This window comes from Candidatus Polarisedimenticolaceae bacterium (assembly GCA_036275915.1).
Lineage (GTDB): Bacteria > Acidobacteriota > Polarisedimenticolia > Polarisedimenticolales > DASRJG01 > DASRJG01.
In genome coordinates, this window is sequence record DASUCV010000018.1 from 284,620 (window position 1) to 302,882 (window position 18,263).

17 protein-coding genes are annotated in these 18,263 nt (G+C 69.1%); 16 read left to right on the forward strand and 1 reads right to left on the reverse strand.

The window, feature by feature from the left end:
- Positions 1–10: 10 nt before the first annotated feature.
- A complete protein-coding gene (locus VFV19_14875) occupies positions 11–994 on the forward strand; it encodes an acetyl-CoA carboxylase carboxyltransferase subunit alpha (protein HEX4825582.1) in 984 nt (327 codons plus the stop codon).
- On the opposite strand, the gene mazG is transcribed toward VFV19_14875, so the two are convergent.
- Positions 948–1,739 carry a nucleoside triphosphate pyrophosphohydrolase gene (mazG, locus tag VFV19_14880; GenBank protein HEX4825583.1) on the reverse strand — a complete coding sequence of 264 codons (792 nt, stop codon included), beginning with the start codon at positions 1,737–1,739 and terminating at the stop codon, positions 948–950. The two genes, VFV19_14875 and mazG, sit on opposite strands and share 47 nt — an antisense overlap.
- A 172-nt stretch (positions 1,740–1,911) precedes the next feature.
- Between mazG and VFV19_14885 the strand changes: the two genes are divergently transcribed.
- The 15 genes from VFV19_14885 (at position 1,912) to VFV19_14955 (ending at position 18,255) form a co-directional block, all read left to right on the forward strand.
- Positions 1,912–2,382 carry a DUF1844 domain-containing protein gene (locus VFV19_14885; protein HEX4825584.1) on the forward strand — a complete coding sequence of 157 codons (471 nt, stop codon included), beginning with the start codon at positions 1,912–1,914 and terminating at the stop codon, positions 2,380–2,382.
- Positions 2,383–2,433: 51 nt separating this feature from the next.
- Entirely contained in the window at positions 2,434–4,455 is a 2,022-nt protein-coding gene (locus VFV19_14890; protein ID HEX4825585.1) for a tetratricopeptide repeat protein, read from the forward strand.
- 1 nt (position 4,456) lies between these two features.
- Positions 4,457–5,710, forward strand: coding sequence for a DUF4388 domain-containing protein (locus VFV19_14895; protein ID HEX4825586.1), 1,254 nt, complete (start codon positions 4,457–4,459; stop codon positions 5,708–5,710).
- 85 nt (positions 5,711–5,795) lie between these two features.
- Complete coding sequence (dnaK, locus tag VFV19_14900) at positions 5,796–7,700, forward strand: molecular chaperone DnaK (protein HEX4825587.1); 1,905 nt, start codon at positions 5,796–5,798, stop codon at positions 7,698–7,700.
- Positions 7,701–7,757: 57 nt separating this feature from the next.
- The gene (locus VFV19_14905; protein HEX4825588.1) at positions 7,758–8,204 is read left to right on the forward strand and encodes an Hsp20/alpha crystallin family protein; all 447 of its coding nucleotides are present in this window, start codon (positions 7,758–7,760) and stop codon (positions 8,202–8,204) included.
- Positions 8,205–8,238: 34 nt separating this feature from the next.
- Complete coding sequence (locus VFV19_14910) at positions 8,239–9,096, forward strand: RNA polymerase sigma factor RpoD/SigA (GenBank protein HEX4825589.1); 858 nt, start codon at positions 8,239–8,241, stop codon at positions 9,094–9,096.
- Between the two features lies 1 nt (position 9,097).
- Positions 9,098–9,820, forward strand: coding sequence for an ATP-binding protein (locus tag VFV19_14915; GenBank protein HEX4825590.1), 723 nt, complete (start codon positions 9,098–9,100; stop codon positions 9,818–9,820).
- Between the two features lie 14 nt (positions 9,821–9,834).
- Positions 9,835–10,623 carry an enoyl-CoA hydratase-related protein gene (locus VFV19_14920; protein ID HEX4825591.1) on the forward strand — a complete coding sequence of 263 codons (789 nt, stop codon included), beginning with the start codon at positions 9,835–9,837 and terminating at the stop codon, positions 10,621–10,623.
- Between the two features lie 3 nt (positions 10,624–10,626).
- Positions 10,627–12,585: an LptA/OstA family protein gene (locus VFV19_14925; protein ID HEX4825592.1), complete on the forward strand. Its 1,959-nt coding sequence runs from the start codon at positions 10,627–10,629 to the stop codon at positions 12,583–12,585.
- 7 nt (positions 12,586–12,592) lie between these two features.
- Entirely contained in the window at positions 12,593–13,354 is a 762-nt protein-coding gene (gene lptB / locus VFV19_14930) for an LPS export ABC transporter ATP-binding protein (GenBank protein ID HEX4825593.1), read from the forward strand.
- Positions 13,355–13,378: 24 nt separating this feature from the next.
- Positions 13,379–14,860, forward strand: coding sequence for an RNA polymerase factor sigma-54 (gene rpoN / locus VFV19_14935; protein HEX4825594.1), 1,482 nt, complete (start codon positions 13,379–13,381; stop codon positions 14,858–14,860).
- Positions 14,861–14,873: 13 nt separating this feature from the next.
- Positions 14,874–15,422 (forward strand): ribosome-associated translation inhibitor RaiA, encoded by a 549-nt coding sequence (raiA, locus tag VFV19_14940; GenBank protein ID HEX4825595.1) that lies wholly within the window; start codon positions 14,874–14,876, stop codon positions 15,420–15,422.
- Positions 15,423–15,497: 75 nt separating this feature from the next.
- Positions 15,498–17,168: a methylmalonyl-CoA mutase family protein gene (locus VFV19_14945; protein ID HEX4825596.1), complete on the forward strand. Its 1,671-nt coding sequence runs from the start codon at positions 15,498–15,500 to the stop codon at positions 17,166–17,168.
- A complete protein-coding gene (locus tag VFV19_14950; protein HEX4825597.1) occupies positions 17,168–17,581 on the forward strand; it encodes a cobalamin B12-binding domain-containing protein in 414 nt (137 codons plus the stop codon). The genes VFV19_14945 and VFV19_14950 overlap by 1 nt, the downstream gene beginning before the upstream one ends.
- Positions 17,578–18,255: a response regulator gene (locus VFV19_14955; protein ID HEX4825598.1), complete on the forward strand. Its 678-nt coding sequence runs from the start codon at positions 17,578–17,580 to the stop codon at positions 18,253–18,255. The genes VFV19_14950 and VFV19_14955 overlap by 4 nt, the downstream gene beginning before the upstream one ends.
- The last annotated feature ends 8 nt before the right edge of the window (positions 18,256–18,263 follow it).

Below are 18,263 nucleotides of genomic sequence, written 5' to 3' on the forward strand. Positions count from 1 at the left end.
TCTCTTGTCCATGGACGAGGACCATTTCGAGGACCCGATCCTCGAGCTCGAGCGCCGCGTCGAGGCGCTGTCGGGCATCGGCGATGACGTCGCGAACCGTCGCAAGCGCGACCAGCTCGAGATCGAGCTGCAGAGCTTGCGGGGCCGGATCTTCGCGGGGCTCTCGCCGTGGCAGAAGACCCTCGTCGCGCGCCACGCCAAGCGGCCGTACACACTCGACTACGTCCGCCACCTCGTGGAGGGGTTCGTCGAGATCCACGGCGACCGCCGCTATTCCGACGATGCGGCGATCGTCACTGGTTTCGGGACGTTCGGCGGACGTCCCGTGCTCGTCGTCGGACATCAGAAGGGACGCGACACCAAGGAGAAGATCTTCCGGAACTTCGGCATGCCGCGCCCCGAGGGGTACCGGAAGGCGCTCCGCGCGATGGAGCTGGCGGAGAAGTTCCGGCGCCCGATTCTCTGTTTCATCGACACCCCCGGGGCCTACCCCGGCATCGGCGCCGAGGAGCGCGGCCAGGCCGAGGCGATCGCGAAGAACCTCCTCGTCATGGCCCGGCTCACCGTCCCGATCCTCGTCACGGTGGCGGGAGAGGGGGGGAGCGGTGGCGCGCTCGCGATCGGCGTCGGCGACCGCGTCAACATGCTCGAGTTCGCCGTCTACTCGGTGATCTCCCCCGAGGGCTGCGCCGCGATCCTCTGGCGCGACGCGACCAAGTCGCGCGATGCGGCCCGCGCCATGAAGATGACCGCGCCCGACCTCCTGGCGCTCGACATCATCGACGAGATCGTTCCTGAGGTCGTCGGGGGCGCGCACGTCGATCCGGCGCGCCAGGCGGCGATCCTGGGCGACGTGCTCGAGCGGCAGCTCCTCGATCTCGAGCGGCAGGCGCCCGACGCGCTCATCGCGGCGCGCTACGACCGCTTCCGCCGCATGGGCCGCGCGGTCATTCCGGACGGCGTGCCTTCGATTCCTCCCACCATCGGTCCATGAGCGCGGGCCCGGCGTCGGCGAGCGCCACGCCGGCCCGCCGCGCCGCGCCCTCGACGTAGGCGAAGCGCGCGCGGAACTTCGCGTTCGCGCGGGAGAGCGCCTCGTCGGCGTCGAGGCCCTGCTTGCGCGCGACCATCGCCGCGGTGAAGAGGAGGTCGCCGAGCTCCTCACGGACCGAAGCGGGATCGCCGGCGCCGACCGCGGCGGCGAGCTCGTCCGATTCCTCGCGAAGCTTCTCGAGCACGCCGTCCGTCCGCTCCCAATCGAATCCCACGCGGGCGGCCTTGGCGCCGAGCCGCTGCGCCTTGACGAGCGCGGGCAGCGCCTGCGGGATCCCGTCGAGGAGCGAAGCGGCGGACTCGCCGCCGCCTTTCTCCTCCTTCTTGATCTCCTCCCAGCGCTTCAGGACCGCCGCCGAGTCCGCCGCCTGCTCGTCTCCGAACACGTGGGGGTGGCGGCGGACCATCTTCGCCGAGATCCCCTCGACGACGTCCGCCGCCGAGAAGGCGCCCGCCTCCCGCGCGAGGCGGGAGAGGAAGACGACCTGGAGGAGGAGGTCGCCGAGCTCCTCGCAGAGGCCCGGCAGGTCGTCGCGGTCGAGCGCCTCGACCGCCTCGTAGCACTCCTCGATGAGGAAGCCGCGCAGCGTCGCGAACGTCTGCTCGCGGTCCCACGGACATCCGCCCGGATCCCGGAGGCGGTCCATGATCGCGACCAGATCGTCGAAGTTTCGGGGTGAAGCCATCGGTAGGCACTTCCTTGACTTGGTAGGAGCGGGAACTGATGTTGCCCCCGCGGCCGGGACCGTGGTGGCCCCGGCGGCGACGTGTCGTCCTCGCTCGGGTCGAAGAGCGAATGGTACCATCGCGTTTTCCTCGAGAAACGCCGCGCGCCAAAGGTCGCGGCGGGAGGACGCGATGGCCGAAGGAGACGTTCTAGAGGAGAAGGAACGGGACAAGGGGAAGCCCGGCATCAAGGTCACGGACCGGCGCCATTTCACCTCCGAAGGCGAGAGGCGCGCCGACGTCGAGGAGGAGCCCGAGCACGGGGCTCCGCCCGCCGCCGCAAGGTCCGAGCCGGAGGCCCGCCGGCCCGCGGAGGAGGCACGCTTCGAGCGCAGGTCGGTGGAAGAGCCCGAGGGCGTCGACTTCACCATGCTGATCAACGCGATGGCGCAGCCCGCGTTGCTCTACCTCGGTGAGATCCCGCACCCGGCCACAGGCCAGCCGACGCTCGACCTCGAGGGCGCGCGGATCCAGATCGACATGCTCGATCTCCTCCGCGTGAAGACCCGCGGCAACCTCACCCCCCAGGAGGAGGGACTCCTGGAGAGCGTCCTGTACCAGCTCCGCATGCGCTACGTCGCGCGAACGCAGTCGGCGGGCTAGCTCGCGGGACCGGCCTCGGCCCCGCCGGCAGCGGAAAGGGGCAGGGGCGTCGTGAGGATCGGACTTCGGCTTCTCGGAGCGGCGCTCATCGTCGCCGTCGCGTCCGGGAGCGGTTCTGCGGCCGAAGTCGAGACCGGCGTCATCCGTCTCAACGACCACACCCCGGCGCCTGATCCCGAGCCCGCCGCGACCCTGGCCGGCCCGCTCGTCGACGCGCGCCGCGGCTTCGACGTGCAGGCGTTCGACGGAAGGTTCGAAGGCCTCTGGTTCCAGAGGAAGGCGTATCAAACCGACGGCCGCGAAGAGGAGGCCGCCAAGCAATCGGAGAAGCTCCGCGAGTTCGTCTCGGACGAGGGTGTGCGCCGGATGGAGACGCCGGCCGGCGCCCTCCTCCTCGAGGCGCGCGGTTGGATGCGCGAGGGGAATTACACGCGCGCGCTGGCGACCCTCTCGCTCGCGGAGTCGCTCGATCCCGACCGGCCGCAGATCCAGCTCGCGCGCGCTCGCGCGCTCTCGGGCTCCGGCGCCGGGGTCATGCCGGCCGCCGCCGAGGCGGTCAAGGCGGCGCGCGGGACGATCCGGCTCGCCGTCCGCGACCTCACCGCCGTCCACGAGTCGGCGCTCGTCCTCGTCGGGGCGCTCCTCGCCGCTATCGCGCTGATGTCCCTCTTCATGATCCTGCGCTACCAGGTCGCGATCCGGCACGACGTCGAGGAGTGGCTCGTGAGGAGCGACCGCGAGAGCCTCGCCAAGGCCGGCGGCTTGCTGGTGGTCCTCCTCCCGTTCGTCGTCTGGATCGGCGCCGGCTGGGCGACGGTGTGGTGGCTCGTCCTCTCGTTCCGCTACATGCGCCGCGCGGAGCGCGCGCTCGCCGCCGTCCTGCTCGCCCTCGCCGCGCTCGCTTACCCGGCGTACCGGTTCGCCGTGGGTCTCTACGGCCTCGCCGCCGACCCGACGATCCGGACGACGATCGCCGCCGCGAACGGCGGCTACGACCCCGACCGCATCGTGAAGCTGCGCGAGCTCGTCGACGCGCATCCGGACGACCCGATGTACCGGTTCCTCCTCGCCGGCCTCTACAAGAACGGCCGCTATTTCGAGGAGGCGTTCGAAGGCTACAAGCGGGTCCTCCAGGACTCGCCGTCGACCTACCAGGCCCGGATCAACCTCGGGAACATCTACTTCCTCATCGGCCAGTACGGCGAGGCGACCAGCAACTACCGCCAGGCGCTCGAGACGCGTCCGGACTCGGCGCTCGCGTACTACGACATGTACGTGGCGCAGTCGGACTCGTTCAAGCTCAAGGAAGCGGCGGAGTCGCTCGCAAAGGCGCGCGAGATCGATGCGGAGACGACGACGCGCTTGCTCACGCAGGGGAGCCAGGACGCGGGCTCCCCGAAGGTCGTCGACGCCGCGATCGACTTCGACTCGATCTGGCGGGCCACGGTCGAAGGCCGCCACCTTCGCGAATGGCTCGACGCCGGCCCCGAGGGGCCGCGCTGGCGCACCCTCGCGAGCACGCTGCTGAACCCGCTGAGCCTCGTGGCACTCCTCGGCCTCGTCCTCGCCGTCGCCTCGCTCGCCGTCTTCCGCGGCGCCCCCGCGTCGCGGTGCACGCGCTGCGGGCACCCCTTCTGCGCGCACTGCAAGGCGGCCCGCGAGGGTCACGAGTACTGCAATCAGTGCGTCCACCTCTTCGTGCTCGGCGACGGGCTCGCCCCCGAGACGAAGAGCATGAAGCTCTACGAGGTCGAGCGGCACGAGCGGTGGGGCCGCCGCGTGCGCCGTATCGGCTCGGCGGTCCTGCCCGGGGCTGGCGATCTCCTCGCCGGCCGCGCGTGGGTCGGGTTCACGCTCCTGGCACTCTGGATCTTGGCGCTCGTCGCCGGCTACCCGTCGTGCTTGGCCCCCGCGGAGGCCGCGCTCGGGATGACCGTGAGGATCGCCGATCTCCGGCCCGTGGCGCTCCCCGACGTCTACGGCTTGAACGCTGCGACCCTCCTCGCGATCCCGCTCGCGGCGCTCGTGTGGCTCACCGCGAACGTCGCCCGCCGTCGCATGAACGAGCGCTGACATGGCCCTCGAAGGAACGATCAAGGACTTCGGCCTCGCCGACATCCTCCAGATGATCGGCATCCAGCGGAAGACCGGGCAGCTCACCCTCGAAGGTGCGGAGGAGACGGTCGTCGTCAAGTTCCTCGAGGGCGCGGTCGTCGGCGCCGACACGCGCCAACGCAATCTCGAGGACCTCCTCGGCTCGGTTCTCGTACGCACCGGACGCATCACCGAGGTGCAGCTCCAGGAGGCGCTCCGGATCCAGAGGCGCACGCTCCAGCGGCTCGGGTACGTCCTCGTCAAACAGGGATTCATCTTCGAGGAGGACCTGCGCGAGGCGCTCCGGATCCAGGTCACGCAGATCGTCTACCGGCTCTTCCGGTGGCGCGACGGGCGGTACCAGTTCACCCCGTCCGATCACATGGAGTACGACACCGAGCATTTCCAGCCGATCTCCGCCGAGACGATCCTCATGGAAGGCGCGCGGATGATCGACGAATGGCCGATCATCGAGAAGAAGATCAAGTCGCCGAAGATGGTCTTCCGCAAGACGGCGGCGGGAGCGGCGCTCGATGTGCCGGTGGCGTCACTCCTCGACGCGGACCTCGATTCCGCCCTCCCCGAGAGGGACGACGCCGCTCGCCTCTCGCCCGAAGAGCGGGACGTCCTCCGCATGGTGGACGGCTCGTCGACCGTCCAGGATCTCGTCGACACCTCGCCGCTCGGCGAGTTCGACGTGCATCGCCTCCTCTACGAGCTCGTCACGAAGAGCCTCATCGAGGAGGTCAAGGTCTCGCCGGTGGCCGCCGCCGCGTCCGACGAGAGCCGTCGCGGGGTCATCGTGTCGGTCGCGCTCCAAGGACTCGTCCTCGCCCTGGCACTCGGCGGACTCTTGACGCTCCGCACGAATCCGCTCACCCCGTGGCGCCTCGTGGAGCGCGGCGAGGAGACGGCGCTCCTGCAGACCTATGCGAGCCGGAACCGCCTCGAGCGGCTCGTCCAGGGGCTCCAGATCTACTACCTCGAGCACGGTGGGATGCCCGCGACCCTCGAGCGGCTCGCCGTCGAGGGGTTCGTGGCGACATCCGACCTGAGGGACCCCTGGGGACGGCGCTACACGTTCCGGGTCGACGCCACCGGATTCGACCTCGCCGGGCGCGGCCCCGCCGGGGAGGAGCGCGACGACCTCGTCGTCCGGCACGCCTTCACCCCGTCCCAGCGCATGGTGCTCGAGGGCGGCGCCGCCGAGAAAGATCACCCCGCGGGCCCCTGAGATCCTTGACACGCTCCTGCCGGGGTCCTAACCCAGGCGGCGTCGGCCGGGGGGAACACCCCCCGAAGGCCACAGGAGCGTCTTCATGAGCAAGATCATCGGGATCGACCTCGGGACCACGAATTCGGTGGTCGCCATCATGGAGGGCGGCAAGCCCACCGTGATCACGAACGCGGAAGGAAGCCGGCTGACCCCCTCGGTCGTCGCGGTCACCGACAAGGGCGAGCGGCTCGTCGGCCAGGTCGCCAAGCGGCAGGCCATCACGAACCCCACGAACACCGTCTATTCCATCAAGCGGTTCATGGGGCGGAAATTCGCGGAGATCCAGGGCGAGATCAAGATGGTGCCCTACCACGTCGAGCCGGCTGACAACGGCGACGTGCGCGTCCGCATCCAGGACAAGACCTATTCGCCTCCGGAGGTCTCGGCGCTGGTCCTCCGGAAGCTCAAGGAGGCCGCCGAGGCCCACCTCGGCGAGAGCGTCTCGCGCGCGGTCATCACCGTGCCGGCGTACTTCAACGACGCTCAGCGCCAGGCCACCAAGGACGCGGGCCAGATCGCGGGCCTGACCGTCGAGCGGATCGTCAACGAGCCGACCGCGGCCGCGCTCGCGTACGGCCTCGAAAAGAAGAAGGACGAGACGATCGCCGTGTTCGATTTCGGCGGCGGCACGTTCGACATCTCGATCCTCGAGGTCGGGGACGGCGTCGTCGAGGTCAAGTCGACGAACGGCGACACGCACCTCGGCGGCGACGACATCGACCACGTCCTCATGGACTGGCTCGTCTCCGAGTTCAAGAAGGACCAGGGGATCGACCTCTCGAAGGACAAGATGGCGCTCCAGCGCCTGAAGGAAGCGGCGGAGAAGGCGAAGTGCGAGCTCTCCTCCGTGACCGAGACCGAGATCAACCTCCCGTTCATCACCGCGGACGCGAGCGGGCCGAAGCACCTCCAGCTCAAGCTCAACCGCGCACGGTTCGAGCAGCTCGTCGATCCGATCCTGAAGCGCACGCTCACGCCGTGCGAGCGGGCGATCGCGGACGCCGGGGTCAAGGCTTCCGACATCGACGAGGTCGTGCTCGTCGGTGGCTCGACGCGCATCCCGAAGATCCAGGAGATGGTCAAGAGCTTCTTCGGGCGCGAGCCCCACAAGGGGGTCAACCCGGACGAGGTCGTCGCCGTCGGCGCCGCCGTGCAAGCGGGCGTGCTCGCCGGGGACGTGAAGGACCTGCTCCTCCTCGACGTCACGCCTCTGACCCTCGGCATCGAGACCCTGGGCGGCGTCGCGACGAAGCTCATCGCGCGCAACGCGACGATCCCGACGCGCAAGGCCGAGGTCTTCTCGACCGCCGCGGACGGGCAGACCTCCGTCGAGATCCACGTCCTCCAGGGCGAGCGGGAGATGGCGCGGGACAACAAGACGCTCGGCCGGTTCCACCTGGACGGGATCGCGCCGGCGCCGCGAGGCGTTCCCCAGATCGAGGTCGCCTTCGACATCGACGCGAACGGCATCGTCCACGTGTCGGCGAAGGACCTCGGCACCGGCCGCGAGCAGAAGATCACGATCACCGCCTCCTCGGGCCTGAGCAAGGATGAGGTCGACAAGCTCGTGCGCGAGGCCGAGTCGCACGCTGCAGAGGACAAGAAGCAGCGGGGCGACGTCGAGGCGCGGAACCGCGCCGACCAGCTCGTCTACCAGACCGAGAAGGACCTCGCCGACAACGGCGCCAAGGTCCCCGAGTCCGACCAGGCGGCGCTCAAGGAGGCGATCGCGGCGGCGAAGAAGGCGCTCGAATCCGGTGACGGCGCCGGCATCCAGAGCGCGGCCGACGCGCTCGATCGCGCGCGCCTGCGCTTCGGCGAGGCGGTCTACCGGACGGCGAGCGCAGCACCTCCCGGCGGTCAGGACGCCGGGGCGAAGGCCCAGGACGGGAAGAGCGACGACGTCATCGATGCGGAAGTCGTCGACTCGGACCGCGGTAAGAACTGACCGCGTGCGCCCCGCCTGCTAGACTCACGTCACCGGTCCGTCCGGCGGAGGTCTGGCGTGGCGTCATCCGAGTGGGACCCTTTGAAGGACCTCGCGGGGATCCAGGAGCGGATGAACAAGCTCTTCGAGAGCGCTCTCGCCCGCACGAACTTCGACGCCGAGGGCGGGGCGGGGGCCTGGACGCCGGTCGCGGACGTGTACGAGAGTGCCGAGCGGCTCGTCTTCTGCCTCGAGCTGCCGGGGCTCACCCAGAAGGAGATCGACGTCCGCCTCGAGGATGACGAGATGGTCGTCCAGGGCGAGCGGGCCATGGGCCGCGGCGGCTCGGGGGAGCAGTTCCACCGGGTCGAGCGGTCCTACGGGAAGTTCGTCCGGCGCTTCCGCCTTCCGTCCCATGTCGATCGCGATTCCGTCATCGCATCCTACGTCGACGGCGTTCTCACGATCTCGCTCACGAAGACCGAAGACGCCGGACGGCGGCCGATTCGGGTCTCCATCCGCTGACGCTGGTATACTGCGCCCGCGACCCGGGGAGTCGATGGAAGACGAACGCCAAGAAACCCGCGGTGGCGGCTCCGAATCCCTCAAGAAGTATCTCAAGGAGATCTCGCGGCTGCCCAGGATCACCGCCGAGGAGGAGCGAGTCCTCGGCGCGAAGATCCACAAGGGTGACCAGAAGGCCCTCCGCAAGCTCGTCGAGGCGAACCTCAGGTTCGTCGTCTCGTACGCGAAGCGCTATCGCGGCTGCGGGATGTCGTTCCTCGATCTGATCAACGAGGGGAACATCGGGCTGATCGAAGCGGCCAAGCGCTACGACCCGGGAAAGAACGTCAAGTTCATCACCTACGCGGTGTGGTGGGTGCGCCAGGCGATCATTCACGCGCTCTCCGACCAGAGCGGTGCGTTCCGACTCCCGCAGAAGCAGGCGAACCTGCTCTACCGGATCGGCAAGGCGCAATCCGCCTTGAGGAGCCAGCTCCAGCGCGCGCCGACGGCCCAGGAGGTCGCGGAGCGAATCGAGGCGACCCTGGAAGAGGTCACCGCCCTTCTTCAGGTGGCCGACGACAACATTTCCCTCTCCGCCGTCATCGACGAGGAGCACGAGTTCCATCTCTCCGACAAGCTCGAGCAGGAGACGATCCCGGCGGCGGACTTCGTCTTCCTCCGCCAGTCCCTGAGGCGCCACATCACGCAGGCGCTCGGCGAGCTCGACGACAAGGAAGAGCGGGTGCTGCGCCTCCGGTTCGGGCTCGACGGCTCGGATCCCAAGACCTTGAAGGAAATCGGCGAGATGATGAACCTCTCGCGCGAGCGCATCCGCCAGATCGAAGCCCAAGCCTTGGACAAGCTGCACCGCTCCCAGAAGTGCCAGCAGCTCCGGGGCTACCTCAACTGACGTGAGCGAACGCTGCGCCGATTGCGGGGGAACGGGCTTCACCATCCGCACCGACGAAGCCGGGATCGCCACGGCGGCGAGGTGCGCGTGCGCCTACCGTGAGCGCGGGACCCAGCTCCTGCGCGCCGCGCGGATCCCGCGCCGTTACGAGCTGTGCAGCTTCGACAACTTCGACCTCGTCGCGGACGAGCTCAAGGCGCCGCTCGGCACCGCGAAGGACTGGTTCGAGAGCTGGCCCGACCGTATCGAGCATGGGTTGCTGTTCCAGGGGCCTCCCGGCACCGGCAAGACCCATCTCGCCGTCGCGATCCTCCGAGATCTCGCCGAGCGGAAGGGCGCCCACGTTCATTTCGCCGAGCAGCGCGAGCTGCTCAAAGACCTCCAGTCGACGTTCGACGCGTCGGGGCGATCGGAGGCCGAGGTCCTGGCGCCGGTACTGGAGGCCGAAGTCCTGCTTCTGGACGATCTCGGTGCCGGGAGAACGACGCCGTGGGCTCAGGACGTCATGCACGACGTGCTCGCCCACCGCTACAACCGGCGCCTCCCGACCCTCATGACGACGAACCGCCCGATGGGCGACGAGGACGGCGTGGGCGAGGGGCTCTCGCTCAAGGACCGGCTCGGGGACGCCCTGATGTCCCGCCTCTACGAGATGTGTCTCATCGTTCCGGTCGTCGCGAAGGATTTCCGGCGCGAGGTCCGCCACGCGCAGCATCGATTCTGATCGAAAGGAACCGGATGCCCGACACCTACCGCCAGGTCACCTACGACGTGAAGGAACGCGTCGCCCGGATCACCGTGAACCGTCCGGAGAAGCTGAACGCGCTCAACCGCGAGACGACGCTTGAGATCGCCGCCGCAGCGCGGACCGCGATCGACGATCCCGCCGCCGGGGTCATCGTCGTCGGAGGCGCGGGGGAGAAGGCGTTCGTGGCGGGGGCCGACATCGCGGAGATGGCGACCTTGACCCCGCGGCAGGCGGAGGAGTTCGCGCACGATCTGAACCGTAGCTTCGAGACCCTCGAGCGCTCGCCGAAGCCGGTGATCGCGGCGGTGAACGGCTTCGCCCTCGGCGGCGGGTGCGAGCTGGCGATGGCGTGCCACGTGCGGATCGCGTCCGAGACCGCGAAGTTCGGTCAGCCGGAGGTCGGCCTCGGACTGATCCCGGGCGCCGGCGGGACGCAGCGCCTCCCGCGCCTCGTCGGGCGCGGACGCGCACTCGACCTCATCTTGACCGGCGACATGATCGACGCCGCGGAGGCGTACCGGATCGGGCTCGTCACGAAGGTCGTCCCCCAGGCCGACCTCGCGGGCACCGTCGCGGCGTATGCCGCGAAGCTCTTGGCGAAGGGCCCGCTCGCGCTCACCCGCGCGCTCGAGGCGGTCATCTCGGGAGGGGAGACGGCGCTTCCCGAGGGCCTGCGCCTCGAGGCCTCGCTCTTCGGCCTCGGATTCGCGACCGAGGACATGCGCGAGGGCACCCGCGCGTTCGTGGAGAAGCGGAAGCCGCAGTTCTCCGGGCGGTAGACGGTGCAGCGCATTCGCCTCCTCCGCGTCCTCCTGCCGATCTTCCTCATCGCCTTCATCATCGTGATCGGTCTCACGCTGCGCACCCGGCCGACGCGCACCGGGCTCCCGGCGGACCTCGCGAAGGACACGCGCGCGCACGCGGAGGGGTTCACCTTCAGCGATCTCGTCGCCGGCAAGCGGCGCCTCATGGTCCAGGCGAAGGTCGGACGGGTCGACAACGCGGGCCGGTTCGACGTGGAGGAGGTTCAGCGCGTCGAGATCGAGCGGGAGAACCAACCGCCCCTCATCCTCACCGCGGCGCGGGGCGCCGGGGCCGGCCCTCAGGGCAAGAGGACCATGCGCCTCGAGGGCGGCGTCACCGTCCACGACGACGACACGGGGCTCGATCTCGCGATCCCGACGGTCGAGATCGACCAGGTCACCGGTGTCGTGCGCTCCGTCGGCGACGTGACGATCACCGGCGCAGTCTGGAAGGGAAACGCCTCGGCGCTCATCTACAGCCTCACCGGACAGCCGGCGGAGATCATCGGCGTCCATGTCGTGGGAGTGGACGGCGCCGAGCTGTCCGCCCATCGCGCCGTCGTCGAGCCGAAGTCGCAGACGCTGACGCTCGACGGCGACGTCGACGCGAAGCAGGGAGGGATGACGCTCAAGGCTCCGATCGTCGTCCTGGTCCGGGGACCGAAGGGAAAGATCGAGAGCGCGACGGCCTCGTCCCAGGTGAGCGGCTCGATGACGTCGTCGACGAGCGGCGCGGGGACGTTCTCCGCCCGGGAAGCGCGCGCGAACTGGGCGCCGGACGGGAAGGTGCGCGCGGTCTCGCTCTCCGGCGGCGCCCACGTCCAGCACATCCGGGGTGAGATCCTCGCCGACCGCATCGACGCGCAGGCTCAAGACGACGGAGGCTGGGCGCTCGACGCGACGGGGCAGGCGGTCGTGACCGGCCCGACGCAGAAGGGGACCGGCAAGCTGACCGCGTCCACGGTTCGCGCGCACCTCGGCGGCGACGGCGAGATCAAGGACGGCGTCGCCACGGGCGACGTCACCTTCGACGGCGACGGGACGTCGGGCGAGGCTGCGCAGGCGACATTCTCCGGGCTCGGGTCCGAGGGCGAGGTCACGCTCCGCGGCGCACCGGAGCGGCGCGCGCGTCTCGCCAACGCCCGGACGCGCGTCGTCGCCGACTCGATCGAGAGCGACCTTAAGGGCACCAAGATGACGGCGGAAGGACGCGTCGAGTCGACGCTCCTGCCGGCCGCCAGCTCGGACAGGAGCGGGCCCCAGACGCCGATGTTCGCCACCGACGAGGCGGTCCATTTCGTCTCGACGTCGCTCGAGAGCACGAGCTCCGGCGCGCGTCTCCTCTTCCGCGGCGATGTCCGCGGATGGCAGGGCGACCGAACGCTCTCCGCCGACGAGGTCGAGATGATCCAGGAAGGTCAGATCCTGAACGCCACCGGCTCGGTCGTCACGCGCATGCCCCGGGTCGCGGGGAAGGCGGCGGGCGAAGCGGACTTCATCCAGGTCGTCGCCGACAAGCTCCGTTACGGCGGCACCGCGCACGCGGCGGAGTACAACGGGTCGGTGCGCGCGAGGCAGGTCGAGGGCTGGCTCGAGGCGCCGCGTCTCGTCGTCGCCCTCCTCGAGGGCGGACACGGCGTGCACGACGTCCAGGCCTACGACGGTGTCCGCTTCGAGTACCGCTCCCTCGGGGGCGACAAGGGCGCCGGCAAGGGCACGCCGACCCAGGCGACGGGAGAAGGGGATCGCGCGGTCTACGAGGCCGGCGAGCAGCTCCTTCGCCTCTTCGGAGACAAAGGGCCCGCGACCGTGCGCAACACCGGGCCGAGCGGCGGGACGACCGTGGGACGGGTGTTACGCTACCACCTCGATACGGGTGCCTTGGAAGTCGAGTCCGGTGAGCGTGACCGAGCGACCATCAAGACCCCCAAGAGCTGAGGCGAGGATGGCGGAGCGATCGAGCGCGAGCGTCCAGGACGCGGCGCGCGGTCTCGTCGGGGAGTCGCTGGACAAGTCCTACCGCGGGCGCCGCGTCGTCCAGGACGTGTCGGTGCGCATCGCGCCCGGCGAGGTCGTCGGCCTTCTGGGCCCGAACGGCGCCGGCAAGACGACCTCCTTCTATCTCATCCTCGGTCTCGTGCCCGCCGACGCAGGGAAGGTCGTCCTGGACGGCCGGGACATCACGAAGTCGCCGATGTATCAGCGCGCGCGGGAGGGGATCGGCTACCTGCCGCAGGAAGCCTCGGTCTTCCGGCGCCTCTCGGTGGAAGAGAACGTGCTCGCGGTGCTCGAGCTCCAGGGGCTCGACGCGGAGACCGCGCACGAGCGCGCGAGGACCCTGCTCCAGGAGTTCGGCCTCGCCCATGTGGCGCGCACTCCCGGTTACGCGCTGTCCGGCGGAGAAAGGCGCCGCGTCGAGATCGCGCGCGCGCTCGCACTCGAGCCGCGCTACATGCTGCTCGACGAGCCGTTCGCCGGAATCGACCCGATCGCCGTCGGCGAGCTGCAACGAATCGTGACGGGGCTGAAGTCGCGGGGCCTGGGCGTGCTGATCACCGATCACAATGTCCGCGAAACTTTGCAGATCGTGGATCGGGCCTATATTATCAGCCAGGGCCGAATCTTCCGACACGGAACGCCACAGGAACTCGCAGGCGATGCCGATGTGCGGCGGGTCTACCTGGGTGAGAATTTCAGGCTGAACTGATCCGCGCGCGAGGCGATCTGCTCGATGGCCCTCGAACAAAAACTCAATCTCAGGATGAGCCAACGGCTCATCATGACGCCTTCGCTGCAGCAGGCGATCAAGCTCCTCCAGATGTCGAAGCTCGAGCTCGTCGAGGAGATCCAGCAGGAGCTCAACGAGAACCCGGTCCTCGAGGAAGCCGCGGACGAGGCGCCTCCACCGGAGGTCCGCGAGCCCGAGCCCGCCCCCGCCGAATCGTCCGAGGCGGCGCCGGGTGAGGAAGCGGCCGAGCCGCAGACGACGCCCGAGCCGGAGAGCAAGGACCTTTTCGACGACATCGACTACGAGTCGTACTTCCAGGATGTCGAGGGAAGCTACACGCCGCGCGCCGCGGTCGAGACGGGGGAGGAGCTGCCCTCGTTCGAGAACACGCTCGCCGAGCGGCCCGGCCTCGCGGAGCACCTGACCTGGCAGCTCGACATGAGCGCCACTCCCGGCAGCATGAAGGACATCGGCCGCGCGATCATCGGCAACCTCAACGAGGACGGCTACCTGCGCGCGAGCCTCGAAGAGATCCAGCAGATGGGCGCCTACGACGCCGACGAGGTGCGCCAGACGCTGGCGCTGGTCCAGGGGTTCGACCCGCCGGGGGTCGCCTCGCGCGACCTCGTGGAATGCCTCACGATCCAGCTCCGCCATCTCGGCGAGGAGGGCTCGGTCGCCGAGACGATCGTCCTCCACCACATGGACAAGCTCCAGACCCGGCGCTACAAGGAGCTCGCCGAGATCCTCGCGCTCCCGCTCGACGACGTGCTCGCCGAGATCGAGATCATCAAGGGCCTCGACCCGCGCCCCGGGCAGAAGTACAGCGTCGAGAGCAGCCGGTACGTCGTCCCCGACGTCTACGTCGTGAAGATCGACGACGAGTACAACGTCATGCTCAACGAAGAGGGGCTGCCGCGCCTCAGGATCAGCCCGGTCTACCGGCGCATGGTCGAGCGCGGGGGCGGCGCCGACACACCGGCCGAGGCGAAGGACTACGTCCGCAACAAGCTGCGCTCGGCGTTCCGGCTCATCAAGAGCCTTGAGGAGCGTCAGCGGACGATCTTCAAGGTCGCGACCTCGATCGTGAAGCACCAGCGCGAGTTCCTCGACTTCGGCATCGAGCGCATGCGCCCGCTCGTGCTCAAGGACGTCGCCGACGACATCGGCATGCATGAGAGCACGGTGAGCCGGGTCGTCAACAACAAGTACATGCACACCCACCGCGGCCTGTACGAGATGCGCTTCTTCTTCCACAGCGGGATCGCGTCGGTTCACGGCGGCGAGAACGTCTCGTCGCTCACCGTCAAGGAACGGATCCGGAAGATCATCGCGGGGGAGGCTCAGGGACGGCCGCTGTCCGACGCCGCGATCGTCAAGGTGTTGCTCGGCGAAGGCCTGCAGATCGCACGGCGGACGGTCGCGAAGTATCGTGAGGAGCTGAAGATTCCGTCATCGAGCTCGCGCAAGTCCGGGCTCTCCTGAGGAGGGGTCGACGATGCGTGTCCACATCACCGGCCGGCAGGTCGAGGTGACGCCGGCGCTCCGGAAGTTCGCGGAAAGCAAGCTCAAGAAGGTCGAGAAGCTCCTGGACGGCCCGGCGGAGGCGCATGTCGTGCTCGCCGTCGAGAAGCACCGCCACCTCGCCGAGATCCAGGTCAAGTCGCGCCACGTGCTCCTCGCCGGAGCGCACGAGACCGAAGACCTCTACGCGTCGATCGGAGACGTCGTCCTCAAGCTCGAGCGGCAGGCGCTCAAGCACAAGGAGAAGCTGACGTCGAAGAAGAAACGCGAGGCGCGGCGGAGCGCCCCCGAGGCCGCACCGGTCGCGCCGGCCGCGGCACCCGCGCGGAAAAAACGGCCCGCGCCCCGGGTCGCGAGGAGCGAGCGCTACCGCCTGAAGCCGCTGACCGCCGAGGACGCGGTCATGGAGCTCGAGGCCAACCGGTCCGACCTCCTCGTCTACCGTGACGCGAAGACCTACCGGGTCAACGTCGTCTACCGGATGAAGGACGGCAGCTTCGGCCTCGTCGACCCCGAGTTCTGACGCCGGCCGCGTTTCTTGACCCCTCTCCGGAAGCCTGATAAGTTCCGGCGCTGTAACATTTTCGGGGAGGACAGCGTGAGCGAGCGCAAGGGGAGCCGTTCCCGCGAGGAATGGGAGCGCCGGACTCTCAAGCCGAGCCTCGAGAAGAGCGCCGAGAGACCGGTCCTGTTCTCGACCGTCTCCGACCTCCCGATCGAGAGGCTCTACACCAAGGACGACCTCGGGCCCGGCTGGAGCGAGGACGAGAAGCTCGGCTATCCCGGCGAGTATCCGTTCACGCGGGGCATCCACCCGACGATGTACCGCGGCCGCCTGTGGACGATGCGGCAGTTCGCCGGCTTCGGTGCCGCCGAGGACACGAACGCCCGCTTCCGATATCTCCTCGAGCACGGCCAGACCGGGCTCTCGACCGCCTTCGACCTGCCGACGCTCATGGGCCGCGACAGCGACGACGCGCTCGCGCGGGGCGAGGTAGGCCGCGAAGGGGTCGCGATCGACTCGCTCGCCGACATGGAGATCCTCTTCTCCGGGATCCCGCTCGACCAGGTCTCGACCTCGATGACGATCAACGCGCCGGCGGCCGTGCTCTTCTGCATGTATCTCGCCGTCGCCGAGAAGCAGGGAATCCCGTTCGCCAAGCTCAACGGCACGCTCCAGAACGACATCCTCAAGGAGTACATCGCCCAGAAGGAGTGGATCTACCCGCCGCGGCCGAGCATGCGCATTATCACCGACCTCATCGCGTACTGCACCCGTGAGGTCCCGCGGTGGAACACGATCTCGATCTCGGGCTACCACATCCGCGAGGCGGGCTCGACGGCGGTGCAGGAGCTGGCGTTCACGCTCGCCGACGGCATCGCCTACGTCGAGGCGGCCCGCGCCGCGGGCCAAGACGTCGACGAGGTCGCGCCGCGCCTCTCGTTCTTCTTCAACTCGCACAACGACTTCTTCGAGGAGATCGCGAAGCTGCGGGCCGCGCGCCGTATCTGGGCGCGCGTCATGCGCGAGCGGTTCGAGGCGAAGTCGCCCCGCAGCTGGATGCTCCGATTCCACACGCAGACGGCGGGCTGCTCCCTCACGGCGCAGCAGCCGCTCAACAACGTCGCGCGGGTCACGATCCAGGCGCTCGCGGCGGTCCTGGGCGGCACGCAGTCGCTCCACACCGACTCGTTCGACGAGGCGCTCGCGCTTCCGACCGAGCAGGCGGTGACGGTCGCCCTCAGGACGCAGCAGATCCTCGCCGAGGAGTCGGGCGTCACGAACACCATCGACCCGCTGGGCGGGTCGTACTTCGTCGAGGCGCTCACCGACCGGGTCGAGCGCGAGGCGATGGCCTACATCGAGCGCATCGACCAGATGGGGGGCATGATCGCGGCGATCGAGCGCGGCTTCCCGCAGAAGGAGATCGCCGACGCCTCGTATCACTACCAGCGGCAGACCGACCGCGGCATCAAGACGATCGTCGGGGTCAACAAATTCGCCCTCGAGAACGAGGAGCGGATGGAGATCCTGAAGATCGGCGAGGGGGTCGAGACCGCGCAGCTCGCGCGGCTCGCCGACGTGAAGAAGCGGCGCGACGGCGCCAAGCTCGAGGCGGCGCTCGCGGCTCTCGCCGACGCCGCGCGGAGCGGCGAGAGCGTCATCCCGCCGATGCTCGACGCCGTGCGCTCGTACGGCACGGTTCAAGAGATCAGCCAAGCGCTCGTGCCGGTCTTCGGGACCTACCAGGAAGTCTCGGTTCTCTGATGACGGGCGAGCGGCGCCTCAGGCTCCTCGTGGGCAAGGTCGGACTCGACGGTCACGACCGCGGCGCGAAGATCATCGCGCGCGCTTTCCGCGACGCCGGCTTCGAGGTCATCTACACGGGCCTCCACCAGACTCCCGAGATGGTGGTGCAGACGGCGATCCAGGAAGACGTCGACGCGGTGTCGTTGTCGATCCTCTCTGGCGCGCACAATTACCTCTTCCCGCGCGTCATCGAGCTCCTGAGGGAGCGGGGGGCGATGGACATTGCCGTCTTCGGCGGCGGGATCGTTCCTGACGAGGACGTCCCGGGCCTGAAGAAGGCCGGCGTGCTCGAGATCTTCACCCCGGGAGCCTCGACCGAGGACGTCATCGCGTGGGTCCGTTCGAACGTGAAGCCGCGCGTGCTCCGATGACGGCGGCCCGCACGATCCTCCTCGCCGACGACAGCGTGACGATCCGCAAGGTCGTGGAGCTGACCTTCTCCGACACGAACATCCGCGTTCTCGCGGTCGCCTCCGGCCACGAAGCGCTCGAGCGGATGAGCGAGGTGCATCCCGACCTCGTGCTCGCGGACGTCGTCATGCCGGGACCGTCCGGGTACGACGTGTGCCGCGCGGTCAAGGGCTCGCCCCGTCCGGTGCCCGTCCTCTTGCTCACGGGCGCGTTCGAGCCTTTCGATCCGGCGGAGGCCGAAGCCTGCGGGAGCGACGGCACGGTGACGAAGCCGTTCGACTCGCGCTCGCTCGTCGAGCGGGTGGAGGAGCTGCTCGCCCGCGGAGCGCGCCCCGCCTCGAGGACAGCGCAGGCTCCCGCGGAGCCGCCGCCCAAGGACGACGACCTCGAGGAGATCTTCGACGCGCTGGCCGACGCGGCTCCCGAGCCGAAGACGGCCCCCCCGGAGCCGCCGCCACGTCCGACGCATCTTCTTTCCGAGAGCGACATCGACGCGATCGCACGCGCCGTCGTCGTGCGCCTCTCGGACAAGGTCCTCCGCGAGATCGCTTGGGACGTCGTGCCCGACCTCGCCGAGGTGATCGTCCGCGAGCGCCTCCAAGAGATCGAGCGCGGCGAGCGCGAGCCGCGCTGACGCGCGAA

Bases quoted from the DNA above. Each gene is read 5' to 3' on its own strand.
- raiA (HEX4825595.1), top strand. From the start codon at position 14,874: ATGCGTGTCCACATCACCGGCCGGCAGGTCGAGGTGACGCCGGCGCTC.
- VFV19_14950 (HEX4825597.1), top strand. From the start codon at position 17,168: ATGACGGGCGAGCGGCGCCTCAGGCTCCTCGTGGGCAAGGTCGGACTC.
- VFV19_14910 (HEX4825589.1), top strand. From the start codon at position 8,239: ATGGAAGACGAACGCCAAGAAACCCGCGGTGGCGGCTCCGAATCCCTC.
- VFV19_14885 (HEX4825584.1), top strand. From the start codon at position 1,912: ATGGCCGAAGGAGACGTTCTAGAGGAGAAGGAACGGGACAAGGGGAAG.
- dnaK (HEX4825587.1), top strand. From the start codon at position 5,796: ATGAGCAAGATCATCGGGATCGACCTCGGGACCACGAATTCGGTGGTC.
- VFV19_14895 (HEX4825586.1), top strand. From the start codon at position 4,457: ATGGCCCTCGAAGGAACGATCAAGGACTTCGGCCTCGCCGACATCCTC.
- VFV19_14920 (HEX4825591.1), top strand. From the start codon at position 9,835: ATGCCCGACACCTACCGCCAGGTCACCTACGACGTGAAGGAACGCGTC.
- VFV19_14955 (HEX4825598.1), top strand. From the start codon at position 17,578: ATGACGGCGGCCCGCACGATCCTCCTCGCCGACGACAGCGTGACGATC.
- mazG (HEX4825583.1), bottom strand. From the start codon at position 1,739: ATGGCTTCACCCCGAAACTTCGACGATCTGGTCGCGATCATGGACCGC.
- rpoN (HEX4825594.1), top strand. From the start codon at position 13,379: ATGGCCCTCGAACAAAAACTCAATCTCAGGATGAGCCAACGGCTCATC.
- VFV19_14875 (HEX4825582.1), top strand. From the start codon at position 11: ATGGACGAGGACCATTTCGAGGACCCGATCCTCGAGCTCGAGCGCCGC.
- lptB (HEX4825593.1), top strand. From the start codon at position 12,593: ATGGCGGAGCGATCGAGCGCGAGCGTCCAGGACGCGGCGCGCGGTCTC.